The 26,205-nt window shown below is 73.4% G+C and carries 21 protein-coding genes; 10 read left to right on the top strand and 11 right to left on the bottom strand.

Translation table 11 applies throughout. From position 1 onward, the window contains the following. Positions 1 to 240 precede the first annotated feature (240 nt). Complete coding sequence (locus tag KSK32_RS17225; RefSeq protein ID WP_216932133.1) at positions 241 to 1,668, top strand: UDP-glucose/GDP-mannose dehydrogenase family protein; 1,428 nt, start codon at positions 241 to 243, stop codon at positions 1,666 to 1,668. Positions 1,669 to 1,830: 162 nt separating this feature from the next. After that, positions 1,831 to 6,750, top strand: a complete 4,920-nt coding sequence (locus tag KSK32_RS17220; RefSeq protein ID WP_216932132.1) for an SCO7613 C-terminal domain-containing membrane protein — start codon at positions 1,831 to 1,833, stop codon at positions 6,748 to 6,750. A gap of 342 nt (positions 6,751 to 7,092) precedes the next feature. On the opposite strand, the gene purE is transcribed toward KSK32_RS17220, so the two are convergent. From purE to mca, 7 genes are all read right to left on the bottom strand, one after another. Next, complete coding sequence (gene purE, locus KSK32_RS17215) at positions 7,093 to 7,584, bottom strand: 5-(carboxyamino)imidazole ribonucleotide mutase (protein WP_216932131.1); 492 nt, start codon at positions 7,582 to 7,584, stop codon at positions 7,093 to 7,095. After that, a complete protein-coding gene (locus KSK32_RS17210) occupies positions 7,584 to 8,741 on the bottom strand; it encodes a 5-(carboxyamino)imidazole ribonucleotide synthase (protein ID WP_216932130.1) in 1,158 nt (385 codons plus the stop codon). The genes purE and KSK32_RS17210 overlap by 1 nt, the downstream gene beginning before the upstream one ends. Before the next feature lie 64 nt (positions 8,742 to 8,805). Beyond that, positions 8,806 to 10,842, bottom strand: a complete 2,037-nt coding sequence (locus KSK32_RS17205; RefSeq protein WP_216932129.1) for a thioredoxin domain-containing protein — start codon at positions 10,840 to 10,842, stop codon at positions 8,806 to 8,808. Positions 10,843 to 10,927: 85 nt separating this feature from the next. Further along, positions 10,928 to 11,554, bottom strand: a complete 627-nt coding sequence (locus KSK32_RS17200) for a hypothetical protein (RefSeq protein ID WP_254187088.1) — start codon at positions 11,552 to 11,554, stop codon at positions 10,928 to 10,930. Between the two features lie 14 nt (positions 11,555 to 11,568). After that, entirely contained in the window at positions 11,569 to 14,100 is a 2,532-nt protein-coding gene (locus tag KSK32_RS17195; RefSeq protein WP_374226716.1) for a putative bifunctional diguanylate cyclase/phosphodiesterase, read from the bottom strand. A gap of 180 nt (positions 14,101 to 14,280) precedes the next feature. Beyond that, positions 14,281 to 14,565 carry a hypothetical protein gene (locus KSK32_RS17190; protein ID WP_216932128.1) on the bottom strand — a complete coding sequence of 95 codons (285 nt, stop codon included), beginning with the start codon at positions 14,563 to 14,565 and terminating at the stop codon, positions 14,281 to 14,283. A 48-nt stretch (positions 14,566 to 14,613) separates the two neighbouring features. Beyond that, entirely contained in the window at positions 14,614 to 15,495 is an 882-nt protein-coding gene (gene mca, locus KSK32_RS17185) for a mycothiol conjugate amidase Mca (RefSeq protein WP_216932127.1), read from the bottom strand. Between the two features lie 243 nt (positions 15,496 to 15,738). On the opposite strand from mca, the gene KSK32_RS17180 reads away from it, so the two are divergent. Next, on the top strand, positions 15,739 to 16,173 hold the full coding sequence (locus KSK32_RS17180) for a DUF4307 domain-containing protein (protein WP_216932126.1): 435 nt from the start codon (positions 15,739 to 15,741) through the stop codon (positions 16,171 to 16,173). 145 nt (positions 16,174 to 16,318) lie between these two features. Next, positions 16,319 to 16,819, top strand: a complete 501-nt coding sequence (gene greA, locus KSK32_RS17175) for a transcription elongation factor GreA (RefSeq protein WP_018787521.1) — start codon at positions 16,319 to 16,321, stop codon at positions 16,817 to 16,819. A gap of 154 nt (positions 16,820 to 16,973) precedes the next feature. Here greA and ilvA read toward each other — a convergent pair whose 3' ends face one another. The 4 genes from ilvA to KSK32_RS17155 are packed head-to-tail and all read right to left on the bottom strand — an operon-like array spanning position 16,974 to position 21,699. Further along, positions 16,974 to 18,194, bottom strand: coding sequence for a threonine ammonia-lyase (gene ilvA, locus KSK32_RS17170; protein WP_216932125.1), 1,221 nt, complete (start codon positions 18,192 to 18,194; stop codon positions 16,974 to 16,976). After that, positions 18,191 to 19,075, bottom strand: coding sequence for a DUF4328 domain-containing protein (locus KSK32_RS17165; RefSeq protein ID WP_216932124.1), 885 nt, complete (start codon positions 19,073 to 19,075; stop codon positions 18,191 to 18,193). Before KSK32_RS17165 ends, ilvA begins: the two co-directional genes overlap by 4 nt. A gap of 52 nt (positions 19,076 to 19,127) precedes the next feature. Beyond that, positions 19,128 to 20,540 (bottom strand): amidase, encoded by a 1,413-nt coding sequence (locus KSK32_RS17160; protein WP_216932123.1) that lies wholly within the window; start codon positions 20,538 to 20,540, stop codon positions 19,128 to 19,130. 16 nt (positions 20,541 to 20,556) lie between these two features. After that, entirely contained in the window at positions 20,557 to 21,699 is a 1,143-nt protein-coding gene (locus tag KSK32_RS17155) for a cystathionine gamma-synthase (protein ID WP_216932122.1), read from the bottom strand. A gap of 95 nt (positions 21,700 to 21,794) precedes the next feature. On the opposite strand from KSK32_RS17155, the gene KSK32_RS17150 reads away from it, so the two are divergent. The 6 genes from KSK32_RS17150 (at position 21,795) to KSK32_RS17125 (ending at position 26,205) form a co-directional block, all read left to right on the top strand. Then, positions 21,795 to 22,121 (top strand): hypothetical protein, encoded by a 327-nt coding sequence (locus KSK32_RS17150; protein ID WP_216932121.1) that lies wholly within the window; start codon positions 21,795 to 21,797, stop codon positions 22,119 to 22,121. 2 nt (positions 22,122 to 22,123) lie between these two features. Beyond that, positions 22,124 to 22,327: a nucleotidyl transferase AbiEii/AbiGii toxin family protein gene (locus KSK32_RS17145; protein WP_216932120.1), complete on the top strand. Its 204-nt coding sequence runs from the start codon at positions 22,124 to 22,126 to the stop codon at positions 22,325 to 22,327. A gap of 94 nt (positions 22,328 to 22,421) precedes the next feature. Then, positions 22,422 to 22,835, top strand: coding sequence for an HIT family protein (locus KSK32_RS17140; protein WP_135243386.1), 414 nt, complete (start codon positions 22,422 to 22,424; stop codon positions 22,833 to 22,835). 76 nt (positions 22,836 to 22,911) lie between these two features. Beyond that, a complete protein-coding gene (gene msrA, locus KSK32_RS17135; RefSeq protein ID WP_216932119.1) occupies positions 22,912 to 23,583 on the top strand; it encodes a peptide-methionine (S)-S-oxide reductase MsrA in 672 nt (223 codons plus the stop codon). Positions 23,584 to 23,742: 159 nt separating this feature from the next. Continuing rightward, positions 23,743 to 24,090, top strand: coding sequence for a YciI family protein (locus KSK32_RS17130; RefSeq protein WP_216932118.1), 348 nt, complete (start codon positions 23,743 to 23,745; stop codon positions 24,088 to 24,090). A gap of 324 nt (positions 24,091 to 24,414) precedes the next feature. Next, positions 24,415 to 26,205, top strand: a complete 1,791-nt coding sequence (locus tag KSK32_RS17125) for an N-acetylglutaminylglutamine amidotransferase (RefSeq protein WP_216932117.1) — start codon at positions 24,415 to 24,417, stop codon at positions 26,203 to 26,205.

Raw genomic sequence — 26,205 nt, 5'->3', positions numbered from 1 at the left:
CTCCCCTTTCACCGCTATCATGCGCAGTCTGTGCCGCCCGGGGGCCTACGACTGCCGCAAACTGAAGGATAGCCACCGGCCCCGGCCGAACCTTACCGGCGGGTAGGCTCGCGCCCGAGCCTCGCCCGCCCCAGCCCACTACCCTCACAGCAGACATCCAGTTCCCTCGGTGCCCGGCCTCGGCGCCCCAGCAGAATGCGACGCGTGGAAGCGCCGCCAGTGCGAGCGGAGAAGACAGGCGTGACGATCCCGTACCCGAACACCCAGCCGATGCCCGCCATCGCCGCGGTGACCCCGCCGTCCGGCGCCGCCCGCCCGCGGGTGACGTTCCTCGGCACCGGCTACCTCGGTGCGACCTACGCCATCTGCTACGCGGAGCTTGGTTACGAGGTCCTCGGCTTCGACGTCGACTCGGACAAGATCGCCAAGCTGAACGCCGGCGAGGTGCCGATCCACGAGCCCGGCCTCGACGAATTGCTGCGGCGCAACCTGGCCGCCGGCCGCCTGCGGTTCAGCACCGACATCCAGGAGACCGCCGACTTCGGCGACGTCCACTTCATCTGCGTCGGCACCCCGCAGCGGGCCGACGGGATGGGCGCCGACCTGTCGTACGTCGAGGCGTCCGTGACCAGCCTCGCCCAGCATCTGACCCGCAAGGCGCTGATCGTCGGCAAGTCCACCGTGCCGGTGGGCACCGCCGAGTGGGTGGAGCAGCTCGTCGGCAAGCACACCCCGGCCGACCTCGGCGTCGAGGTGGCCTGGAGCCCCGAGTTCCTCCAGGAGGGCTTCGCCGTCGACGACGTGCTGCGTCCGAACCGGATCGTGGTCGGCGTCAAGAGCGAGTGGGCCAACGGCATGCTGTTCGCCGCCCACAAGGGCGTCTTCGACCTCGCCGCCACCGAGGACCGCGAGGTGCCGCTGGTGGTCACCGACTTCGCCACCGCCGAGCTGGTCAAGGTCGCCGCGAACGCGTTCCTCGCCACCAAGATCTCCTTCATCAACGCGATGGCCGAGGTCTGCGAGGCGGCCGGCGGCGACGTCACCCAGCTCGCCCGCTCGATCGGCTACGACCCCCGCATCGGCAACCGCTTCCTCCAGGCCGGGCTCGGCTTCGGCGGCGCCTGCCTGCCCAAGGACATCCGCGCCTTCCAGGCCCGCGCGCAGGAGCTGGGCGCCGGTGAGGCGCTGCGCTTCCTGCACGAGGTCGACCTGATCAACCAGCGCCGCCGCAGCCGCGTCGTGCAGCTCGCCGCCGAACTGCTCGGCCGCCGCTCCGGCCCGGCCGGGCCGGACCTGTCCGGCACCCGGGTGGCGGTGCTCGGCGCCACGTTCAAACCCAACACCGACGACGTACGCGACGCGCCGGCGCTCGCGGTCGCCTCGCTGCTCGGCAAGGCCGGCGCCGACGTGCACGTGTTCGACCCCCAGGGGATCGAGAACGCTCGCCGGGCGGTGCCCGAGCTGACGTACGAGGAGACCATGAACGACGCCGTCCGCGGCGCCGACCTGGTGTGCGTACTCACCGAGTGGGCCGAGTTCCGCAACGCCGACCCGGTGGCCCTGGGCGAGCTGGCGAACGGCCGCAAGGTGGTCGACGGGCGCAACTGCCTCGACTCGACACTGTGGACGCAGGCCGGCTGGGAGTACCGCGGTATGGGCCGCCCCTGACCCGCTGACCGTGCGGACCGGCCGCGGGGGAACGTCTCCCCGGCGGCCGGTCCGTTTTTGTTCTCCGGAACGCGGTGGCAAGTGTCGAAATCCCGGCCCACTCAAGGCATGCTGCCTCTGGGAGGTCCACAGTGCGGGGGCACGGGCGGACGGGAGACTGTCGTGGAGAGCTTCAGGTGCGCCTCGTGCGGGCAGGACATCAAGCCCGCCGTCGTCTGCCCGCACTGCGGCGCGCACCAGCCCCAGTGGGCCGAGCACCTGGCGGACATCGAGCGCTCGATCGCCGAGATGAAGGCCCGCGACGCCGAGATCGCCCGGGAACAGCGGCAGATCGCCGCCAAGATGCAGGCCGCTCTCTTCCAGCGCGACATCCTGGCGCACGCCGGTGAGGAACGGGTCCGGCAGGCCACCCGGCCGCGCCGGGTCCTGCGCCGCCGGCCCGGCCGCCGCCCGCCCACCGCCGCCACCGGCGCGCCGCCCCGGGTGCCCCGCCAGGGCACTCCGCCGCCCGGCCCGCCGGAGGACCTGCCTCCGTCGCCGCCGCGCGGTCGCCCGCGCTGGCTCGACGCGGACGATCCGGAGCATCCGCCCGAGGCGTCCTCGCGCGAGGTGCAGAACATCCCGCTCGGGCTGGGCGCGCTCCTGCTCGGCGTGGCCGCCGTGGTCTTCGCCGCGGTCGCCACCAGCTCGATGGACGCGCTGGCCCGCCTCGGCGTGCTGCTGGTGGCGACGGCGCTGATGCTGCTCGCCCCGCCGGTGCTGGCCCGGCGCGGGCTCACCTCCACCGCCGAGACCATCGCCGCGGTCGGGTTGCTGCTGGTGCCGCTGGCCGGGTACGCGCTGTGGGCCGTCGACCGGATCGGCGGCGACGGATCGGGTGCCGCGTTCGCCGGGACGATCTTCCTGGTCACCACACTCGTCGCCCTCGGGTACGCGTACGGGACAGGTCTGCGCGCGCCACGCTTCGCCACCGTGCTGGCCGCCCAGCCGGTGCTGCCCCTGCTGGCGTACGAGCGGATCACCGGGCCGGCCGGCTGGGCGCTGGTGCTGACCGTGGTGGCGGTCCTCGACCTGGCGCTCGCGCGTTCGGCTGTGGTACGCGAACGGCCCGTGCGGCGTGACCTGTCCGCCACCGAGCCGGCGCCGCCCGCTCCGCCCCGGCAGCGCGCCGACGACGACCGGCCGGAGTCGGCGCCGGAGGAGTCCGCCGAGGTGCTGGACGGCGAGATGCCGCCGGGTCCGGCCGCCACCGCCACCGCCACCGCCCGCCCGGTGCCCTGGCTGCCCGAGCTGACCTGGCTGCTGCACGGCGTGGCGGTCGTCGTCGCGCTGGCGTACGCGGTGACCGGCCTGCTGCGCGCCGCCACCGTGCCGCCGGCCGCCGCCGCGGGCACGGTGCTACTGCTCGCCGCCCTGGTCGCGCTGGCCGGGACGCTCGTGCTGCGCCGGCCGCCGCTGCCGGACGTCGGCGCCGGCATCCTCACGCTTGCGGTCATCGGCGCGCTCGGCCGGGTCGCCTCGGTGGCCCTGCCCGGCCGGTCCCTGCTGCTCATCTCGGCCGTCATCGCGCTGACCGGGCTCGCCGTCCGGGCCGTACCGGAGACGGCCCGGCGTGGCCCGCAGATCGCCTCCGCGGTGGCGCTGACGGTCAGCGGCCTGGTGGTGGCCGGTGGCGCGCTGCGCGCCGGGCTGGCCCCGGTCCGGGCCGCGTTGCCCGCCTGGTCGGCGGACCTGGCCGGATGGCACGCCGAGCTGGCCCGAGCGGTCGGCCCGACCGGCTGGCAGCTCGCGGCCAGCGCGTTGCTGCTCACCGTCGCCGCCGTGGTCGCGCTGCCGCCCGAGATCCGGCGCGAGTTCGCGGTGGTCGGCGCGGCGCTCACCGCGCTCGCCGTACCCGCCTCGCTCGGTCTGGGCTGGGCGGCGGCCTGCTGGCCGATGCTGTTGACCGCTGTCGCAGTCGGCGTCCTCGGGCTGACCGCACGCACCGAACGGGCCGCGGTGGCGCACGCGGTGACAGCGGCCGGGCTCGGCCTGATCGGTGCCGGCGCGGCGCTCCCCCGCCCGGCGCTCACCGCCGTCGCGCTCACCGTGCTGTTCCTGGCCGGGGCGCTGGTGTCCCTGACGCCACGGGTCCGGCTCGCCGCCGCCGCCACCGACACGGTCTGCGCCTGGGCCGCTGGTGGCGCGGCGTTCGCCCTGCCCGGCGCCGTCGCCGCGTTCGTCACCGCCACCGTGCCGACGCCGCCGGTCCCCACACCGGCGAACCTGCGCGAGATCACCGTGCCGATCCTCGCGGCCGGCTTCCTCGCCGTCTGCGTCACGCTCGGCTACGCCGCCCTGGTGCAGGTGGCGCAGCGGCATCTGAGCATGCCGCACGCGCTCGGCACGGTCCTCGGCGCGGTGGCAGTCGCCGCCGCCGCGTTCGGCGCGCCCGGCGCGACCTCGGCCGACGCCTGGGTGGGCAGCCTGCTCCTGGTCGCCGCCGCGCTGCTGGCGCTCGCTCCGCGCATCGACGCCGGGCGTCGCGCCGACATGTCCCTGGACGGGTCCGACCTGGCGCTGGCCGCCACCACAGTGGCGCTCGTCGCCACGCTGTCCCGGATCGCCGCGGTCCTCGCTCCCGGTGGCCAGCTCGTGGTGGCCTCCGCGCTGGTGCTGCTGGTCGCGGTGGCCGCCCGGGCGCTGCCCGAGGAGTGGCGGCGCGGCCCGATCCTCGGCATCGCCGCCGGTGGCACGCTGATCGGCCTGATCGCGGCCTGGAGCGCGTTGCGCGGCGGGCTCGGCGTGCTGGCCACCCCCGGCCCGATCTGGGCCGGTGACCTGACCGGCTGGCCGGCCGCGCCGACCGGCGGGTCGACCTGGCAGGCCCCGGTCGCGCTGGCGTTGCTGGCGGCGACCGCGGCCATCCTGTTGCCGCCACCGTGGAAGTACGACGTGTCCGGCCTGGCCGCCGTGCTCGCCACCGTCGGTGCCCCCGCCGCGTTCGACCTGCCCTGGTGGTCCCCGGTGCTGGTCGGCTGCATGGTGGCCACCGTCTACGGCATGGCCGCGGCGGCCGCTGTCGATCCGCGGGCCGCGCTGTCCCGGGCCACGGTGGCCGGGGTGGTGGCGCTGCACGCGGCCGGGGCCGGGCTGGTAAGGCCGTGGACCACAGCGCTGGCGCTGGGCAGCATCGCACTGATCGGCGCGACGGTGGCCGCAGTGGCCCGCACGCTCGCGCCGTCCCTCGTCGACGACAGCCGTGCCGAGGGCATGCCGCCGCACCTGGTGCAGGTGGGCGGTGCGGGCGCCGGAGCCGCACTGCTCGCGCTGCCCGGCGCGGTGGCCGCGCTGGCAGTCGAGTACGGCCGCCCGCCCCAGGTGGTGCTCACCGCCGCGCTCGCCGCCGCCAGCATCGGGCTGGCCGCGATCGCCGCGGTACGCCGACAGGTGCCGCAATACCTTCCGTACGCGAGCGTCGCGGTGGTCGGCGCGGCCACCGTCACCGCCGCGGCGGCGCTCGCTGTCGGCCTGCCGGCGGGCGTGTTCGCCGCCGCCGCCGCGCTGCTCGGTGTGCTCGCCGAGCTGGTACGTGCCGCCACCGTTCCGCCCGCCGGTTCCGGCCGGCCGGTACGCCGCTGGACTGTCCTGCTCAACGGGGCGCTGCGGCGTGACCCGGACGATCCGGAGCTGCGCTGGCGGGTCAGTCCGGCCGCCGGTGCGCTCGCCGCCGCGGCGCTGCCGACCGCGCTGGCGCTGGCCACCCTGGCGCCCTCGCTCGTGGTGGCGTTGTTCTCGCCGTTCGCGGTGCTGAGCCGGGTGTGGCAGGGGCCGCCACCGGAGTTGCTGACTCCGCCGCCGGAGGCGGTCGACTCCACGCACGTGCTCACCGCGCTGCTGCTGACGGTGACCGCGGCGCTCGCCGCCACCGGCTTCAGCGGCGGCCGCCGGTCCCGGGCGGTGCCGGTGATCCTGCCCGGCGCGGCGATCACGTTGCTGATCGCTCCGGTGGCGCTGGGGCGGGGCTGGCCGGTGACCGCGCTGGCCGCGCTCGCGGTGTTCACCATCTCGATGCTGGGGCTGGCGCTCACTCCGCCACCGGCGATCGCCGAGCCGGGCCGGTCGATCCGGGTGGCCCGGGTGCTGGTCTTCGCGCTGGGGCTGGTCGCCGGCGGCGCCGGTCTCGCCGGCAGCCTCGCCACGAGCGACCTGACGGTGTTCACGCTCGGCGGGGCGGTCGGCGTGGGCGCTGTCGCCGCGCTGTTCGGCACCACCCAGCGGGCCCGCATCCTGGGCTGGCTGTTCGGCTCGGTGATGGCACAGCTGTTCGTGCTCACGATCGGCCTGAAGTCCGGGCTGGCGGGCGTCTGGTCCGCGTTCGGGGTGCTCGCGGTCGGCGCGGCGTTGCAGGTGTTCGCCGCCACGCTTCCCCGGCTGCGCCGTCCCGAGGCGTACCGGGAGGCGGCCACCGTCGAGTGGAGCGGGTACGGGGCGGCGCTCATCGCGCTGGCTCTGGCGTACGACTCGCCCCGGCACATCGCCGCGCTGCTGGCCGCCTGGGGCGCGGTCCTCGGGGTGGCGGCCAGCCGTCCGGGACGCCGGCCGATGGAACGCAACCTGCTGTTCTGGGCGGTGGTGGTCTGTGAGATCAGCGCCTGGTGGATCCTGATGCGGGTGGCCGACGTGGCGCTGCCGGAGGCGTACACGCTGCCGTTCGCCGCGCTCGCCCTGCTGGTCGGCGTCCTGCAACTGCGGCACCGGCCCGATCTGTCGAGCTGGGTGGCGTACGGGCCGGCGCTGGTCACCGCGTTCCTGCCCACGCTGGCGATCGTGATCGCGACCGAGTCCAGCATGCTGCGTCAGGTGCTGCTGCTGCTCGGTGCCGTCGCGGTGCTGATCTTCGGCTCGACCAGCCGGCAGCAGGCCCCGGTTATCGTCGGGGCGACGGTGACCGCGATCGCGGCCGTGCACGCGCTGTTCAGCCTCGGCCCGTGGCTGGTCCTGATCCCGGTCGGCATCGTGCTGCTGGTGCTCGGCGCGAGCAACGAACGCCGCCGTCGCGCCCAGGAACGCCTGCAGACCGCACTGCGCGGCATGCGGTGAGCCGTCCGGCCGGGCTGCGACTGGCCGGGGCCGGACTGGTCTGGCTCGCGCCCAGGACCGCGCACCCTGCGCGACCGCCCTCGACTCGGTAACCCTCCGTGTCGACAGAGCGCGGCGGGGTAGTTCCCCTCTACCGACTTTGCTCTGCACCCACCGAGGCAACAGTTACCCAGCGTGCCGATCGCCGTCGCCGAGCCGTCGGCGTTGGAATGCCGCACCGCAGGTCGGAGCCGTGCTGCGCCGATGGCTGCAGAGCAAAGTCGGCGGAGGACACGAACACTCACCCGCCCGGTCCGTCACGCAGAGCAACCGACCGAGTTAAGCACGCAGGGTGACGGGCGATCAGGTCAGGGAGGCGCGCAGCGCGGCTTCCTTCTCGGCGACCAGATCCTCCAGGCTCGCCTGGTAGGCGGCCATCTTGTCGCGCAGGACCGGGTCGGAGGCGCCCAGGATGCGTACCGCGAGCAGACCGGCATTGCGGGCGTTGCCGATCGACACGGTCGCGACCGGCACGCCGGCCGGCATCTGCACGATGGACAGCAGCGAGTCCATGCCGTCCAGATGCTTCAGCGGCACCGGGACGCCGATCACCGGCAGCGGGGTCACCGAGGCGACCATGCCGGGCAGGTGGGCCGCTCCGCCCGCGCCCGCGATGATCACCTGGACACCACGGCCGGCGGCGGCCCGGCCGTACTCGATCATCTTGACCGGGGTGCGGTGCGCGGAGACCACGCCCACCTCGTACGCCACGCCGAACTCGTCGAGCGCCTCGGCGGCGGCCTTCATGACCGGCCAGTCCGAGTCGCTACCCATGATCAGCCCGACGGTACTCATCACTGCCCCTCCTGGAGCCAGCGGGCGGCACGCGCGGCCCGGGCCCGTACGTCATCGAGGTCGTTGCCGAGCACGGTGACGTGCCCGATCTTGCGGCCCGGGCGGACCTGCTTGCCGTACAGGTGGACCTTGGCTCCGGGCTCGGCGGCGAACAGGTGGTGCAACCGCTCGTCGATGGACATGCCGCCCGGCTCGCCGCCCAGCACGTTCGCCATCACCACGGCCGGCGCGGTCAGCGACGTGTCCCCCATCGGATAGTCGAGCACCGCCCGCAGGTGCTGCTCGAACTGCGAGGTCCGGGCCCCCTCGATGGTCCAGTGCCCGGAGTTGTGCGGCCGCATCGCCAGCTCGTTGACGACCAGCCCGGACGGCGTGTCGAACAGCTCCACCGCGAGCAGACCGACCACGCCGAGCGCGGTGGCCAGGTCGATGGCGAGCTGCTGAGCCGCGACGGCCTGCTCCTCCGGCAGGTCGGGCGCGGGCGCCAGCACCTCGACGCAGATGCCGTCGCGCTGCACCGTCTCCACCACCGGGTACGCGGCGACCTGCCCGAACGGCGAGCGGGCCACCTGCACGGCCAGCTCCCGGCGCAGCGCCACCCGCTCCTCCACCAGCAGCGGGGTACCACCGGCGAGCAGCGTGGCGGCCAGCTCGGCGGCCTGGCCGGCGTCGTCGACCATCCAGACCCCGCGCCCGTCGTAGCCGCCCCGGGCGGCCTTGAGCACCACCGGCCAGCCGGTCTCCTCGCCGAAGGCGATCAGGTCGGCCGGGGACTCCACCGGACGCCAGGCCGGGTTCGGCGCGCCCAGCTCACCGAGCCGCTCCCGCATCACCCGCTTGTCCTGCGCGTGCATCAGCGCCTCGGCGGGCGGGAACAGCTTCACGCCCTCGTCGGTCAGTGCGCGGATGTGCTCGTTGGGGACGTGCTCGTGGTCGAACGTGACCACGTCGCAGCCCTTGGCGAACGTACGCAGCGCGGCCAGGTCGGTGTGGTCGCCGTACTGGACGTCGGCGGCGACCAGCGCGGCGCCGTCGTCCGGGGCTTGCGCCAGCACGCGAAGCGACTGGCCGAGAGCGATGGCGGCCTGGTGGGTCATCCGGGCGAGCTGGCCGCCACCCACCATGCCCACGACGGGGAGACCGGTACGGGAGTCCATAGCGCCGCCAGCCTATAAGGGCCGGTGCCGGGCCGGACCGCGAGGGCGGCCCGGCCCGTTCCGCTCAGCCGAGCTGCTCGATCAGCTCCTCGACGCCGGTCACCGGCCGCTGGCAGACGAAGCCCCGGCAGACGTACGCGGCGGGTCGCCCGTCGACGAACGGCCGCCCGGCCAGCAGCGGCACACCGGGCTGATCCGGGGCGCCGGCCACCACCACCGCGCCGGGCGGCGCGTGACGCCGGGCGGCGGCCACCAGCGGGTCGCCCACCGGGTCGCCGGTCACCACCGCGATCTCGTACGGCCCCGACAGCAGCGCCTCACCGACGGTGGCCGCGTACCCGGTGAACCGGGCGTGCCGGTCGACGATCGGCGCGACAGTGGTCAGCGTCTGCTCGGCCGCCTCCCGGTAGCGCGTCTCCCCGGTCAGCGCCGCGTACGCCACGAGCGCCGCGACGATCGCGGACCGGCCCGACGGGGTCGCGTTGTCGGTCGGGTCGGCGGGCCGGGTGACCAGGCGCTCGGCGTCGTCGGCGGTGTCGTAGAAGGCGCCGTCCGGGCCGGCGAACCGGGCCAGCGCCACGTCGAGCAGCTCACCGGCCAGCGTCAGCCACCGCCCCTCGCCGGTGAGCTGGTGCATCGCGCAGAACGCCTCGGCGACGCAGCCGTAGTCCTCCAGCACCCCGGCCGGTTCACCCACGATCTTGTCCCGGGAGACCCGCCGCAGCCGGCCGTCCACGAGGTGCACGGCGGCCAGGTGCTCGGCAGCGTCCCGCATCGCGCCGTCGGAGACGATCAGCACGCCGTCCATCAGATTCGCGTCCTCGTCGTCGGGCGACACGAGCAGGGCGGCGACCTGCTGGAACTCCGCGATGGCGGTGATGGCGAGCCCGTTCCAGGCGGCCACCACCTTGTCGTCGCGGGCCGGCTGGGGGCGGGTGTCGCGAGCGGCCAGCAGCCGGCCCACCACGTCCTGCCAGCAGGCCCGCACCTGCGGGTCGGCGTCGTCGACGTCGCGGGCCAGCCGCAGCACGCTGGCGCCGTGCTCGAACGTGCCGTCGGCGGTGACCTCGAACAGGTCCGCGGCGAACCGGCCGTCGTCCTCCCCCAGCACCTCGACGAGCTGGCCGGGCGTCCAGACGTAGGTGAGCCCCTCGACGCCCTCGGTGTCCGCGTCCAGCGCCGAGGCGAAGCCCTCACCGGCGCGGTGCAGTTCGTCGGCGAGGAACCGGGCGGTGTCGCGGGCCACCCGGCGGGCCAGCCGGTCGCCGGTGAGCCGCCAGAGCTGGGTGTAGACCCGCAGCAGCAGCGCGTTGTCGTAGAGCATCTTCTCGAAGTGCGGCACGGTCCAGTGGCCGTCCACGGAGTAGCGGGCGAAGCCACCGGCGAGCTGGTCGTTGAGACCGCCGCGGGCCATCGCCTCGCAGGTGTGCCGGACGATCTCCAGGCTGCGCGCCGAGCCGGTGCGCTGGTGGTGCCGAAGCAGGAACAGCAGGTTCATGTGCGGCGGGAACTTCGGCGCGCCGCCGAAACCACCGTTCGTCTCGTCGTACTCCCGGGCGAGCTGACCGGCGGCGGCGTCGAGCAGTTCGGCGGTGAGCGGGGCGGTCACCCCGCCGACGGCCTGCGCGCCGCCGATCGCCTCGACCACGGCGGCGCCCTGCCGCAGCACCGCCTCGCGCTGGTCGCGCCAGGCCGTGGCGACGGAGCCGAGCAGGCGGATGAAGTTGGCGCGGGGGAAGTACGTGCCGCAGAAGAACGGGGTGCCGTCCGGCGTGGCGAAGACCGTCATCGGCCAGCCGCCCTGCCCGGTCATCGCCTGGGTGGCGGTCATGTAGACCGCGTCGACGTCGGGGCGCTCCTCCCGGTCGACCTTGACACAGACGAAGTCGTCGTTCATCAGCCGGGCCACTGCCTCGTTCTCGAACGACTCGTGGGCCATCACGTGGCACCAGTGGCAGGCCGCGTAGCCGACCGAGATCAGCACCGGTACGTCGCGCCGCTTCGCCTCGGCGAACGCCTCGTCGCACCAGGGCCACCAGTCGACCGGGTTGTCGGCGTGCTGGAGCAAATAGGGCGAGGTGGCGTGGGCGAGTCGATTCACCACCCGACCATAGCGAGCACGCGGAGCCGGTGCGGCGCGAGTGCGGCGGCCGGGCCGGGGCGGAGACGCCGGCCCGGCCCGCGCCTCAGCGGGTCAGGGTGAGCGTCGAGGTGTCCCGCACGGTGAACTCGTTCCAGTAGACGAAGTCGCGGACCAGGATCTCGCTGACCACCTGGGCGGTGCCACGCTGGAACTTGACGTCGGCCGGATAGGTCGTGGCCGACCACGGCACCACCTGGCCCGGGACGCAGGCGATGTGGGGTGAGAAGTAGCCGCGCACGATGCCCGCCTTCTTCTGCTCCTGAACGATCTCGCCCGCGATGGAGAAGCTGTCCGCCCGGGTGCAGGTGATCGAACCACTGACGGTGGCGATGCCCTTGCGGTTCACGGTGGCCACCGGGTCGACGGTCAGGGTCACGTCGAGCGCCGGCACCGGCGGCGGGTTCCCGATGTGGATCTCGCCGCGCAGGCTGCCGGTCGCGCCCTCGCACCGGATCTCGAAGGTGGCATCGAAGCGCTCGACGTAGTCGAAGGGGCCCCAGGAGGCGTCGAGGACCGTGAACGAACCGGTGCTCTGCGCACAGGAACGCCCCCAGCCGCCCTTGTAGAGTCGGATGCCGGCCGCGTCGCTTCGTACGCCGGCTGACCGACGTTCTGGTAGGTGTCGCCCGCCTTCAACGGCTGGCCGGCCGTCCTCCGCTGCCCCGTCCACGGCGGACGGACCGGTCAGGAGGCGCCGTCGGCGCGCAGCGGAAAGACGTTGCCGCGCGCCGCGTCGCGCAGCGATCCCAGCACCGCGGCGATCTTGTCGGCCGGCATCGGCTTGAAGAAGTGGTAGCCCTGGGCGGCGGTGCAGCCCAGCTCGGCCAGCGCGGTGCGCTGCTCGGCGGTCTCGACGCCCTCGGCCACCACCCGCAGGCCCAGTTCGTGGGCCAGCCCGACGGTGGTCCGGACGATCGCCGCCGCCTCCGGTGAGTCGGCCATCCGGAGCACGAACGAGCGATCCACCTTCAACTCGTCGACGGCGATCCGGGTGAGGAACGTCAGCGACGAGAAGCCGGTGCCGAAGTCGTCCACGGCGAGCTGCACGCCCATGGCACGCAGTGTGGCCAGCACCTCGTCGATGACCTCCAGCTCGCTCATCACCACCGTCTCGGTGATCTCCAGGACGAGCCGGTGCGGCGGCACCTGGTGGCGGCGCAGCGCCTCCTCGATCTCGGCAGGCAGCCGGGGGTCGAGCAGGCTGCGCGCGGACAGGTTCACCGAGATCGGCACGTCGAGCCCGTCCCGCGCCCATCCGGAGGCCACCGCCAGCGCCTTGTCCAGCACGTACCGGGTGAAGCTGCCGAGCTGCTCGCTGTTCTCCACCGGGCGGATGAAGTCGGCCGGGCCGAGCCAGCCCCGGCGCGGATGCCGCCACCGGATCAGCGCCTCCACCCCGGTCGGCGCGCCGGTCGCCAGGTCCACCGCCGGCTGCAACGCCAGCACCAGCTGGTCGTCGGCCGCCAAGGCCTCCCGCATCTCCGCGAGCAACGCCAGGTGGTCGGTGCTCGCCGCGTCGCGGGAGCTGTCGTACGCGGCGACGCTGCCGCCGCCCTCCTTCGCCTGGTACATGGCGATGTCGGCGCGCCGCAGCAGCTCGGTCAGGTCGGCCGCGCCCGCGTCGGCGACCACGACGCCCACCGCCACCTCGACGGACATCCGCACCCCGGCCACCTCGGTCGGTGCGGCGAGGCGCTCGGCGACCTCCCGGGCCTGGCGCAGCGCGTACGCCAGCGGGGCCGTCCGGTCCTCGACCAGCGGCACCGAGGTCAGCAGCAGGGCGAACTCGTCGCCACCCAGGCGCCCGAGCAGGTCACCCGGCCGGGTCAGCGCGGCGAGGCGGTTGGAGGTGAGCCGCAGCAACTGGTCGCCCGCCGAGTGCCCGAGCGTGTCGTTGACCTCCTTGAACTGGTTCACGTCGAGCAGCAGCAGGGCCACCGGGTGGTCGTGGGCGCGCTGCCGCAGCGCCTGATCCCCCTTGGCGAGCAGCGCCGCCCGGTTGAGCAGTCCGGTGAGCTGGTCGTGCACCGCGTCGTACGACGAGCGGGCGGTGACCAGCCGCAGCTCCCGATGCGTGGCGGCATCGTGCAGGGCGGCGGCCAGCGCGTCGCCGAACGCCGCCACGCCGTCGCGTTCCCGGGCGCTCGGTGGGGCGGACCGGGCGAACCGCACCCGCAGGCGGCCGACCTCCGTGGATCCCACGGCGAGGCGGCGCACCAGTTCGTGCTCCCCCGCGTCGGCGCCGGCGGACGGCTCCACCTCCCGGTCGCGTACCTGCCCGCCGCGGTCGGCCCGGTAGCGGCGCCAGCGTCCCTCGCCCCGGGCCACGTCGACCTCGGCGAGTTCCGCGCCGAACAGGGTGAGCGCGCCGGTCACCGCGGCGGTCGCCACGCCGCGCTCGTCGAGCTGGTTGAGCGCGGCGGTGGCCTCGGCGAACGCCCGCCAGGTGCGCCGTTCCTGATCGGCCCGCAGCCGGTGGCGGTAGGTCTGCTGGAGCAGCCACAGCGGCGGCGGCAGGAGCAGCAGCCAGCGCGCGTCGAGTTCGAGCAGCGCGACGACCACCAGGCCGACCGCCACGTTGCCGACGAACATGAGCAGCTTGCCGCGCAGCGCGGCCAGCAGCGGCGGCCCGATCGCGATGCCGTGCCGCAGGGCGAGCGTGACGGCGCCCAGGAAGGCGGTGGTCAGCAGGTACGTGACCGCGGCGGCGGTGAGCGTGAGCGCCAGCTCCGGGGTGGGCGCGGCGAGCAGCGGCGGACCGAGCGCGGTGGCCACTGCGGCGGCGAGCGCGGTGGCGGCGGTGAGCGAACCGGCGATGCCGACCAGTTCCAGCGCCGGACGGCGATCGGCGACCAGTGACATCACGGTCCAGGCGGTGCCCACGCCCAGCAGGGCGGCGGCCGGGAGCCAGCCGGCCGGCACCAGCCAGAGGCAGACCACGAGCGCCGCCTCGCCCCAGGTGATGCTCACCATGCCGGAAGCGCTGCGGAAGCGCAGCCGGGCGAGCTGGGCCACCGCGAACGCGACGGTGGCGATGCCGAAGCGCGCCGGACCGGGCAGTGGGTGGTCGGCCGGCAGGTGCGACGGCACGGTGAGGCCGAGCGCGGCGGCGAGCAGACCGGTCAGCGCAACCGCGACGGTGAGCAGGACGACGCCCACCGGCGTCCCGTGCAGGCCGATCCGGTCCGGGGAACGGTCGGCCGGCTCGGTGGTCACGGGGCCGCCCCGTCGACGGGTCGGGCGGGGGCATGGTCGGGGGCCGGTGCTGTCTTCGACATCGGCGTCCCCCTTCCGCGCAGGGTCCGGGGCCTGACGGTCCCCCCGGCGGAAGGCTAAGCCAAAGCCGGTGGTCGCAACAGGGGGCGACGACCGGCTTCGACGTGATTCACGCGGTGTTCAGCTGTTCCGGTGCTGCTGGGAGCCGTTGGGCGTATTCGTCGGTGAATCCTGCTCGACGAGCCCGTCTGTCGGATCGGCGACTGCGGAATCGGCCCGGCCCGGGGCGCCCTGCTGCGGGAAGCGGTCGGGCAGCCGGCGCAGCCGGCCGTTCATGTTGCGGATCAGCAGGACGGTGACGGTGCCCAGCGCGACGATGAGGAAGAGGCCCATCGGACCGGCCAGACCACCCGTACGGGTGTCACCGAAGTTGTTCTGCGCGAGCACCTCGACGGTGGTCAGCATGGTGTTCCTCCCATGTGCGACTGCGCACCAGGGTAGACCCCGGCCTGGTCAGTGGGCACGGCACGCCTCACGTACGCCGGCGAACAGGTCGGACTCGGGCAGCGGGCTGTCGACCATCGACCGGGCGAGTTGGAAGTCCTCCGTCGGCCAGGCGTGCTTCTGCAGCTCCATCGGCACCTGGAACCAGAAGCCGTCCGGGTCGATCTGGGTGGCGTGCGCGCGCAGCGCGTCGTCGCGGACCGGGAAGTAGTCGGCGCACTCGACCCGGGTGGTGATCCGGGCGCCCTTGTCGGGGCGCTCGTCCCAGCGCTTCATCCACTCGCCGTACGGCGATTCGAGCCCGGCGGCGAGCACCGCCTCGTGCAGGCTCATGATCTTGGCGCGGGAGAAGCCCACGTCGTAGTAGAGCTTCAGCGGCTGCCACGGCTCGCCCAGCTCGGGGTGGCGCTCCGGGTCACCGGCCGCGTCGAACGCCGCCACGGTGATCTTGTGGGTCATGATGTGGTCGGGGTGCGGGTAGCCGCCCTCCTCGTCGTACGTGGTCACGACGTGCGGGCGGAACTGCCGCATCAGGCGCACCAGCGGTGCGGCGGCGACGTCCACGTCCTGAAGGGCGAAGCAGCCCTCCGGCAGCGGAGGCAGCGGGTCGCCCTCGGGCAGCCCGGAGTCGACGAAGCCGAGCCACGCCTGCTCGACGCCGAGGATGGCCCGGGCGGCGTCCATCTCGGCCCGCCGGATGTCACCGATGTTCGCCCACACGTCGGGGCGGTCCATCTTGGGGTTGAGCACACTGCCCCGCTCGCCACCGGTGGCGGTGACGACCAGGACGTCCACCCCCTCGGCGACGTATTTCGCCATGGTGGCGGCGCCCTTGCTCGACTCGTCGTCGGGATGGGCGTGCACCGCCATGAGACGCAGCTGTTCTGCCACCTTCGGCGCTCCTCGTCTGTGCCCGCCGACCGGCCCCCGGGCCGACCGGCTGACCTGCCGGAATCTTCCCCCGCGCCCGCGAAAGCCCCCGTGACGGCCGGCCGGGCCCCACCACCGGAGTGGCCACGGCCACGCCCGCCGGTCCAGGCCGACCTGCCATCCTTGACTCAGCGCCGGGCTGGGAAGATGGACCTAGCCATTCTTGCCGATGCCGCCGACAACAACGCCAGGAGATACCCGCCGGTGAGCGAGACGCACGCCACAGTCGCCGCGCAGGCGCCGGTCTTCCCGCCGGGCCGCTACGGCCGCCGCCGGGAGCCGGGACGCCGCCGGCCACTCCTGCTCGTCCTCACGGTGACGGGCCTGCTGGCCGTCCTCGGACTGGGCGCGACGAAGCTCTACTACCAGTACGGCGATCCGGAGTACCGGGGCGAGATGATCAGCTACACCGACATCACCGACTCCCGGGTAGTGGTCGACTTCCGGGTCACCGTGCCGCCGGGCGGCTCCGCCACCTGCCTGCTGCGGGCCCGCTCCCACGACGGGGCCCAGGTGGGCAGCGCCGAGGCCACCGTGACCGCGGAGCCCGGCCGGCGCCACATCCGGGCCCGGCAGGAGGTGCCCACGAGCGCCCGGCCGTTCATCGGCGAGGTCGTGCGCTGCCGGCCCGCCGGCTGAGCCGGCTCGCCGGCGAGTCGCCGGCCACCGCACCCCGGTCCCGCCACCGGCACCCGGGGTGATTGATCACACCTCGACGCGCCCCGCACTGGTAGCCTTGCAAGTTCACCTGTCAGCCAGTCCGCACCAATCGAGGAGACCGCCTGTGTCCACAAATGGAAACGAGGCGCCCGCCACCTGGCTGTCCCAGGACGCCTACGACCGTCTGCAGGCCGAGCTCGACGAGCTGATCGCCAACCGGCCGGTCATCGCTGCCGAGATCAACGCCCGGCGCGAGGAGGGCGACCTGCGGGAGAACGGTGGCTACCACGCCGCCCGTGAGGAGCAGGGCAAGGCCGAGGGCCGCATTCTCTACCTCAAGGAGCTGCTGCGCACCGCCAAGGTCGGTGAGGCGCCGGATGCCGACGCGGTCTCGCCGGGCATGGTCGTGAAGATCTACTTCGACGACGACGCCGACGACAGCGAGACCTTCCTCCTCGGCTCCCGGGAGATCGCCTCCACCACCGACCTCACGGTCTACAGCCCCGAGTCCGCGCTCGGCAAGGCGATCCTCGGCGGCAAGGCGGGGCAGACCTGCACCTATACCGCGCCCAGCGGCGCCGATATCAAGGTGACCATCGTCTCCTTCGAGCCGTACAGCGGCTGACCCCTCCGGACCCGCGCCGGATGGCTCGGGTCCCGAACCCGACCGAGGCTGACAGGCCCTCCTCGGACCCGAGCCGCACACCCGAACGCCCCGACCGGATCATCCGGCCGGGGCGTTCGCGTTCCACCGTGGCGCCCGCGTACCCGCCCGGGGCTCAGCCCTCGCCGGTGAAGACCACCTGGTAGCCGCTGGCGCGCAGCGCACTGATCAGCGTGTCCGAGTGCTCCACCCCGCGGGTCTCCACGGACAGGGCCACCTCCACCTCGCCGAGGCGCAGGTGCGGGTTGGCGCGCTGGTGCACCACGTCCACCACGTTGGCCCGGTGCTCGGCGATCTCGCCCAGCAGGGAGGCGAGCTGCCCGGGCCGGTCCGTGCAGCGCACTGTGATCCGCAGGAACCGGCCGGCCGCCGCCAGGCCGTGCTCGATCACCCGGAGCATGAGCAGCGGGTCGATGTTGCCGCCGGAGAGCACCGCGACGACCGGCTCGGTCACCTCCACCACGCCGGCCAGCAGCGCCGCCACGCCGACCGCGCCGGCTGGCTCGACCACCTGCTTGCCGCGTTCCAGCAACATCAGCAGCGCCCGGGAGATGTCCTCCTCGGAGACCGTGACGACGTCGTCGACGAGCTTGCGGACATGGGTGAAGGTCAGTTCGCCCGGACGGCCGACGGCGATACCGTCGGCGATCGTCGCGAACGATGGCAGCCGTAGCGGCTCGCCGGCCCGCAGCGAGGGCGGGAAGGCGGCGGCGCTCGCCGCCTGGACCCCGATCACGCGTACGTCGGGACGCAGCGCCTTCGCCGCCACCGCCATGCCCGAGGCGAGGCCGCCGCCGCCCACCCCGGTCACGATGGTTCGCACGTCCGGGCACTGTTCGAGGATCTCCAGCGCCACCGTGCCCTGCCCGGCGATCACGTCCGGGTGGTCGAACGGGTGGATGAACACCGCTCCGGTCCGCTCGGCGAAGGTCTGCGCCGCGACGAGCGACTCGTCCACCGTGTTGCCGACCAGCTCGATCTGCGCGCCGTACCCCTTCGTGGCGGCTACCTTCGGCAGCGGCGCGTTCACCGGCATGAAGACGGTGGCGTGCGCGCCGACCAGCCCGGCGGCGAGCGCCACCCCCTGGGCGTGATTACCGGCGCTCGCCGCGACCACGCCGCGGGCCCGCTCCTCGGCCGAGAGCCGGGAGATCCGCACGTACGCGCCACGCACCTTGTACGACCCGGCGCGCTGGAGGTTCTCGCACTTGAGCCAGACCGGCCCGCCGAGCGCGGCGCTGAGCGGGCGCGACGGCTCCAGCGGGGTGGTACGGGTGACACCGGCGAGCAGTTCCCGCGCGGCCTGTACGTCGGCGAGACCGACCAGTTCCGTCATGCCCCGATCGTGCCACCCGGGGTGGGCGGAACCTGCGGCGACGTCGGCGCAACCGGCATCGGCGCGGCGGGCGCGGGCCAACCCGGCTGACCGGGCCAGACCGGCCGGCCGGGCCACGCCAGCACGGCCCGGGAGAGCCGGTCCTGCTGGGCGGCGGAGATCCGGCGGAGCAGCACGACGAATGCGATGCCGGCGACCAGGCAGGCCACCGCCGGCACCAGCCGGGGCGCGAGCGCGTCCTCGTAGAAGCGCACGTACGTGGCGAACTCCGCGTCGTTGCGGGGCAGCTCGGTCAGCCGGTCGTAACGCTGCTGCTCGGCCCGCGCGACGAACCGGTCACCGATCAGGAACACCAGCCAGCTCGCCCACCACACCCCGACCAGCCACGACTGGCGCCGCTGCCAGACGCTGTTGCGGAGCAGGTCGGCGAGCACCCGGGCCGGCACGACGAAGTTGGCGAACGGCACCAGCCAGCCGGCGATCGCCCACGCCGGGCTCAGGTTCGGCACGGCGCCCGGGAACGCGTCCAGGTTCTTGCGCGCCCGCCAGGTCCAGATCACCACGAGCGTCCCCGCGGTCAGCAGGGCGAGCAGGTAGGGCAGGGTGAACAACACCTCGGCCAGCACCGCGCCGAGCAGCACGTCCCGGTCGAGCTGCTCGGCGGCCGAGCGGGCCATCCGCACACCCACCAGCGGGAACAGGGCCGTGAGCAGGTAGCACAGGGTGGCGGCGCCGACCGCGGACGCGCCAGCCACGGCCAGTCCGCGTACGCCGTACGTGGGCACGCCGGGGCTCACGGCGGGCTGACCGACGCGGGTGCCGCAGCGCTGGCACTCCTCATAGGCCGGGGACGTGGCGTCCCCGCAGGTCTGGCAGTGCATCGGGGACCGTCCGAGATGGTGTGCGCGACAGGGGTGCGCACACGCTAGACGATCACGCGGTGGTCGGCGACCCCGTTCCGACGCGCGGATAGCCGGGGGCGTGCCGGGTCCACGGCGCCTGCATCTCGAACTGGCCGGCGACTCCGAGCAGCAGCAGTTCGGAGCCGGGCGGGCCGACGAACTGCACGCCCACCGGCAGTCCGTCCGGACGACGGCCGACCGGCACCACGATCGACGGCAGCCCGGCGATGTTCCACGGCGCCGCGTACGGGGCGTACCTGATGTTCGTCGACATGTTCGCCAGCCAGGAGCGGCCGGACCACCCGGCGGCCTCCGGCGGCGGCCCGGCCAGCGCCGGGGTGAGCAGCAGGTCGACCGAGTTGTCGGCGAAGAACTGCACCGACCGTTCGCGCCAGGCGGCCCGGTCGGCCTCCCGCACGTACCCCCGGCGCTGTGCCCACTCGCCGAGCATGACGTGCCGGCGGCTGCGTCGCTGAAGTCGACGCGGCGCCACCCCGGCGGCGCGCACGTCGGCGGCGGCCGCCGCGAACCAGGTGGCGATGCCCTGGAGGCCGAGCCGGGTCGGGTAGACCGGGTCGGCGGGCACGGTGTCGTGACCGGCGGCGGCCAGCAGCCGGCCGGCGGCGGCGACCGCGTCCCGGTTCGGCGCGTCCGGCGAGACCCCGCGTACCGGCGAGCGCAGCGAGACGCCCACCCGCAGCCGCTCCGGCGGGACCAGCTTGTCCGGACGGCGTCCGGCCAGCACCGAGAAGCCGACCACCGCGTCGGCGACGGTGCTGGTCAGCATGCCGTGCTCGGTGAGGCCGAACCAGTCGTCCGCGCCGAGCTGGCAGGGCACCACGCCCCGGCCGGGCTTGAGCCCGACCAGGCCGCAGCAGGCCGCCGGGATGCGGATCGACCCGAGGCCGTCGTTGCCGTGGGCCATCGGCACCAGCCCGGCGGCCACCGCGGCGGCAGCGCCGCCGGACGAGCCGCCGGGGGTACGCGCCAGGTCCCACGGGTTGCGGGTGACGGCGGTGTCGTCGTCGGTGAGGGCCCACAGACCCAGCTCCGGCATCCGGGTCACACCGAGGATGACAGCGCCCGCGCCGCGCAGCCGCCGGACCACCTCGTGGTCGGCCTCCGCCACCTCGGTACGCATCGCAGCCGACCCGTTCCAGGTGGGCAGGCCGGCCACCGGCGTGTTCTCCTTGACCGCCACCGGCACCCCGGCCAGCGGCAGGTTCGCCAGTTCCTCCTGCTCGTCGACCTTCTCCGCCTCGGTGATCGCCTCGCCGCCGCGTAGCGTGCGGAACGCGCCCAGTTCGGCGTCGACCCGGGCGACGTGGTCCAGGTGGTCGGCGACGACCTGGGTGGCGGAGACGTCGCCACGGCGTACCGCCCGGGCGATCTGTTTCGCGGTCGTCCCGACCCAGGTCGTCGGCAAGATGTCCGGCACTGCCACCCTCCCCAGCCAGCGGTCAGCCCAGGGCCTGCTCCAGATCGGCGAGCAGGTCGTCGACCGTCTCGATGCCGACAGACAGTCGCACGAGATCGCCGGGAACTTCAAGCGGCGAGCCCGCAGCGCTCGCGTGTGTCATCCGGCCCGGGTGCTCGATCAGGGACTCGACGCCGCCCAGCGACTCGGCGAGCACGAACAGCCGGGCCCGGTTGCAGATCTCCACGGCGTGCTCCTCGCCGCCCGCCGCGCGGAACGAGATCATGCCGCCGAACCGGCGCATCTGCTTGGCGGCCACCTCGTGGCCCGGGTGCGAGGGCAGGCCCGGGTAGACGACCTGGGCGACCTTGGCATGTCCGTCCAGGTAGGCCGCGATCCGCTCGGCGTTGTCGCAGTGCCGGTCCATCCGTACCCCGAGGGTCTTGATGCCGCGCAGGGTGAGCCAGGCGTCGAACGGGCCGTTGACCGCGCCCATCGCGTTCTGGTGGTAGCGCAGTTCCTCGCCGAGCGTGCGGTCCGCCGCGACGAGCGCGCCGCCGACCACGTCGGAGTGTCCGCCGACGTACTTGGTGGTGGAGTGCACCACCACGTCTGCGCCGAACGCGATCGGCTGCTGGAGGTACGGCGAGGCGAACGTGTTGTCGACCACCAGCAGCGCACCGGCGTCGTGCGCCACCGCGGCGAGCGCGGCGATGTCGGCGATGCCGAGCAGCGGGTTGGTCGGCGTCTCCACCCAGACGATCCTGGTGGTGCCGGGGCGAATCGCGGCACGCACGGCGTCCGGGTCGGAGACCTTCGCCGGGGTGTACGCCAGGCCCCAGCGCTCGGCCACCTTGGCGAACAGCCGGTAGGTGCCGCCGTACGCGTCGTCCGGGATCACCACGTGGTCGCCCGGCTTGCAGATGGTCCGCAGCAGCGTGTCCTCGGCGGCCAGGCCGCTGGCGAAGGCGAGCGCCACCGGGCCGCCCTCCAGCGCCGCCAGGCACTCCTGGAGCGCGTCGCGGGTGGGGTTGCCGGAGCGGCTGTACTCGTAGCCCTCGCGCGGCGCGCCGACGGCGTCCTGCGCGTACGTGCTGGTCTGGTAGATCGGCGGGATCACCGCGCCGGTGCGGGCCTCCGGGGCCTGACCGGCGTGGATGGCGAGTGTCTCGAAGCCGTGGCTCATGCCGCAGACGTTAGCCCGCCGCCCGGCCGCGCTCCCGCCAACCCGGCGCGAGTCACAACCGCGAAGGTGTCGGGGCGGTCGGTCATACTGGGCCGGTGAGTACGACCGGGGCGCTCCCCTCCCGCCTGCACGGCGTCGCCGACCGGATCCCCACGTGCCTGGACGACCTCAAGGGGCCCGAGCACGGCCGGGTCACCCTGCCGATCCGCCTCGCGTGGTCCGGTCTCACCGAGTTCGACGTCGACGACAGCGGGCAGCGGCTCACGCTCTACCGCACGCTGATGGACTGCGGGCAGCGCGAGGACATCGTCCGGTACGTCAATCCGGCGCTTCTCCGGCAGGACTGGTCCCGCATCCGCAAGCTGACCGCGCACCGGGTGATCCGCCTCTGGGAGAGCAGGATGCCGGGCCTGGCGGCCTAGCCGTGGACGAGTTGCACACACGCCTGCTGCACGTCGGATTCCGCGCCGGTGACGACCTCGGTCTGGTGCTCGCCGGTGGTTATGCACTCGCCGCGCACGATCTCGTGAGCCGGCCGTCCCGCGACATCGACTTCGCCACCGCAACCGCGCTGCCGCTGCCTCTGGTGGCGGCGCGGACCCACTGCCGGCTTTCTCGTCGATCATGAGGTTGACGGTGGTCGCGGTCCGATTTGTCGCCGCCAACCTCATGATCGCGCTCGGCCGGAGGTGGGGTGGCCGGGTGGGGCCTGGGGTGGGGTCGTGAGCGGGTGCGTGTTCTGCGGGATCGTGGCGGGCGAGGTGCCGGCCTTCCGGGTGACCGACGAGCCGGACGGGGTCGCGTTCCTCGACACCCGGCCGGTGTTCAAGGGCCACGTGCTGGTGGTGCCCCGCACGCACCTGGTCACCCTGTCCGACCTGCCGGCAGATGCGCTGCCCGGCTACTTCCGGCTGGTGCAGCGGATCGCCGTCGCCGTGGAGACCGGTCTGGGCTCCGGTGGGACGTTCGTGGCGATGAACAACCGGGTGTCCCAGTCCGTACCGCACCTGCACACGCACGTCGTGCCCCGCACCAAGGGCGACGGGCTGCGCGGCTTCTTCTGGCCGCGTACCCGCTACGCCGACGACGCCGAGGCGACGGAGTTCGCCGGGCGGATCTCGGCGGCGCTGGCCTGACGCCGGCGTGGGCGGGTAAGGAAGCAAGGGCCGACGCTGTTGCACACGCTGGGAAAGCCAAGAGAGGAGTCCCACCGTGTTCCTCCGCCGCATGAAGGCCGAGATGATCTCTCCTGACCAGGCCCTGCCGGGCCGCCCGATCGCGATGCCGATCGCCGACCGGCACGAGGTGCTGCCGTCGACGCTGAAGGGCCCGTTCCCCGAGGGCGCGCAGGTCGCCGTCTTCGGCATGGGCTGCTTCTGGGGCGCCGAGCGGCTGTTCTGGACCCTCCCCGGCGTGATCACCACGTCCGCCGGTTACGCGGGCGGGTACACCACCAACCCGACGTACGAGGAGGTCTGCTCGGGCATGACCGGGCACGCCGAGGTGGTCCAGGTGGTCTACGACCCGTCGAAGATCGCCTACGAGGACCTGCTCAAGGTCTTCTGGGAGAACCACGACCCGACCCAGGGCATGCGCCAGGGCAACGACGTGGGCACCCAGTACCGCTCGGCCATCTACACCACGACCGACGAGCAGCTGGCCGCGGCGAAGTCGTCGCGGGACGCGTTCGCGCCGATCGTGGCGCGGGCCGGCAAGGGCGAGATCACCACCGAGATCGCGCCGCTCGGCGACTACTACTTCGCCGAGGACTACCACCAGCAGTATTTGGCCCCGACGAAGAACCCGAACGGCTACTGCAACCACGGCCCGAACGGGCTGAGCTGCCCGGTCGGGGTGGCCCGCACGTCCAGCGCCGCTGACTGACCACCTGTTGCGGTAACTGGCAAGGCCACCGGGTTCCGACCCGGTGGCCTTGTTCCGTGTTGGGGTCTGGAAGTTTCCGGCTGAGTGTCGTGTCCGCCCGACGCCGTTCGTGGTGAAGATGGAGTGGACGACGGGTCCGCCCGGGACGAGGGAGCAGACATGGCCGAGTACCTCATCTACTTTAACCAGCAGTGGGTTGGTGACCACACCGAGGAGTGGTTTCGCGGGCGTGGGCCACTCGCCGCGGCGGTCGTGGACGAGATCAAGGCAGCCGGGGCCTACGTGTTCGCCGGGGGACTGGAGGAAGACGGCCCCGTCTTCAGTGCCGACGCCACGAGCGGCGCGTTGATGTTCACCGACGGGCCCTACGTCGAAACCAAGGAGTGGCTGGGCGGGCTGACCGTGGTGGACGTGGCCGACGAGGAAACGGCCCGGATGTGGGCCGGCAAGATCGCGGAAGCATGCGGCTGGCCCCAGGAGGTCCGACGGTTCGGGGTGATGAGTTGACTGGGAAAGGCCGATCACCGTGTCGGCAGCACCCCCGCACACGCGATCTTGCACCTTGGGCCCGCAGATTGTCTGGTTCGCGAGGATTGCGGGGCACCAAAGTGCAAGATCGGCCAAGCTGAAGACGCCGGGGCACGCGAGGCGGTCTGTGCGGTGTTCCTCACACCGGAACGGGGCCGGGTTTCCGGCATCCGGGCATGGAGGGCAGGAACCGAAGGCATGACAGGCAACCACCCTGCGTGACGGCGCATCGTAGCAAGCTGTCACACGTTCGTCATCGTCTCAACAGGCGAACTGCAACAAGCTCTGGCAGCATTGGCTCGTATGTGCGGACTTGCGGGAGAGTTCCGCCGTGACGGTTCACGCGCCGACGTCTCGGCCGTGGAGCGGATGGCGGCCACGATGAGTGACCGAGGGCCCGACGACAGCGGCGTCTGGTCGCAGGGCCCGACCGCGCTGGGACACCGGCGCCTGAAGATCATCGACCTGTCCGCGGCGAGCGGCCAACCCATCGTGGACGCCGCCGCCGGGCTCACCGGTGTCTTCAACGGCTGCATCTACAACTATCGGGAGCTGCGCGCCGAACTCCAGGCCAAGGGCCACCGGTTCTTCTCGTCCGGCGACAGCGAGGTCGTGGTCAAGGCGTACGCCGAGTGGGGGCTCGACTTCGTCGACCACCTGATCGGCATGTTCGCGGTGGCGATCAGCGAGCGCGACACCGGCCGCCTGGTGCTGGCCCGGGACCGCCTCGGCATCAAGCCGCTCTACCTGGCCGAGAGCCCCGGCGTGGTGCGGTTCGCCTCGACCCTGCCGGCGCTGCTCGCCGGTGGCGGCATCGACACCACCATCGACCGGGTGGCGCTCGCCCACTACCTGAGCTTCCACAGCATCGTGCCGCCGCCGCGCACCATCCTGGCCGGCGTCACCAAGCTTCCGCCGGCCACGGTCCGGGTGTACGAGGCGGACGGCTCCACCCACGAGCGGGTGTACTGGGATCCGTCCTTCGGCCGCAACGCCGAGCGGGCCGGCTGGTCCGAGCGGGACTGGCAGGACGCGCTGCTCGACTCGCTGACCACCGCCGTACGCCGCCGGATGGTGGCCGACGTGCCGGTGGGCGTGCTGCTCTCCGGCGGCCTCGACTCCAGCCTGGTGGTCGCGCTGCTCGCCGGTGAGGGGCAGGCCCGGTCCGGCCTGGCCACGTTCTCCATCGGCTTCGACGCGGTCGGCGGCCGGGAGGGCGACGAGTTCGTCTACTCCGACCTGGTCGCGAAGACGTTCGGCACCGACCACCACCAGATCCGGGTGCCCACCGGTGACCTGCTGCCGCCGCTGGAGGCCGCCGTCGCGGCCATGAGCGAGCCCATGGTCAGCCACGACTGCGTGGCGTTCTGGCTGCTCAGCCAGGAGGTCGCGCGGCACGTCAAGGTGGTGCAGTCGGGTCAGGGCGCGGACGAGATCCTGGGCGGCTACCACTGGTACCCGCCGCTCGCCGGGGTGGACCGGGAGCAGGCGCTCGAGACGTACGCGAAGGCGTTCTTCGACCGCGACGCGGCCGGACTGGCCCGGGTGCTCAACCCGGCGTGGCTGGCCGAGGGCGACCCGGCGCGGGAGTTCGTCGCCGCGCACCTGGGCCGCGCGGGGGCGCAGACCGCAGTCGACGCGGGCCTGCGGATCGACACCCAGGTCATGCTGACCGACGACCCGGTGAAGCGGGTCGACAACATGACCATGGCGCACGGCCTGGAGGCCCGGGTGCCGTTCCTCGACCACGAGTTCGTCGAGCTGGCCGCGAGCTGCCCGCCGGAGCTGAAGCTGGCCCAGGGCGGCAAGGGCGTGCTCAAGGAGATCGGCCGCCGGGTTCTGCCGCACGAGGTCATCGACCGGCCCAAGGGCTACTTCCCGGTGCCCGGCCTCACCCACCTGGAGGGCAAGCTTCTCGACCGGGTACGCGACGCGCTCACCGCCCCGGAGGCGCGCCGGCGTGACCTGTTCCGCGCCGACTACGTCGACGCGTTGCTCGCCGACCCGAACGCCGAACTGACCCCGTTGAACGGAAACAAGCTGTGGCAACTGGGACTCCTGGAAATGTGGCTCCAGAGCCACGGAATCGACTGA

The sequence above is a fragment of the Micromonospora sp. WMMB482 genome (assembly GCF_019038635.1).
In the GTDB taxonomy this organism is placed as follows: Bacteria; Actinomycetota; Actinomycetes; order Mycobacteriales; family Micromonosporaceae; genus Micromonospora; species Micromonospora marina.
The sequence above is the reverse complement of the archived record's forward strand: the minus strand, read 5'-3'. Positions and strand labels throughout refer to the sequence as shown.

Coding starts and splice junctions, on each gene's coding strand:
- purE (WP_216932131.1), bottom strand. CDS start 7,584: ATGAGTACCGTCGGGCTGATCATGGGTAGCGACTCGGACTGGCCGGTC.
- KSK32_RS17210 (WP_216932130.1), bottom strand. CDS start 8,741: ATGGACTCCCGTACCGGTCTCCCCGTCGTGGGCATGGTGGGTGGCGGC.
- KSK32_RS17190 (WP_216932128.1), bottom strand. CDS start 14,565: ATGCTGACCACCGTCGAGGTGCTCGCGCAGAACAACTTCGGTGACACC.
- ilvA (WP_216932125.1), bottom strand. CDS start 18,194: ATGACGGAACTGGTCGGTCTCGCCGACGTACAGGCCGCGCGGGAACTG.
- KSK32_RS17165 (WP_216932124.1), bottom strand. CDS start 19,075: ATGCACTGCCAGACCTGCGGGGACGCCACGTCCCCGGCCTATGAGGAG.
- KSK32_RS17155 (WP_216932122.1), bottom strand. CDS start 21,699: ATGAGCCACGGCTTCGAGACACTCGCCATCCACGCCGGTCAGGCCCCG.
- KSK32_RS17130 (WP_216932118.1), top strand. CDS start 23,743: ATGGCCGAGTACCTCATCTACTTTAACCAGCAGTGGGTTGGTGACCAC.
- KSK32_RS17125 (WP_216932117.1), top strand. CDS start 24,415: ATGTGCGGACTTGCGGGAGAGTTCCGCCGTGACGGTTCACGCGCCGAC.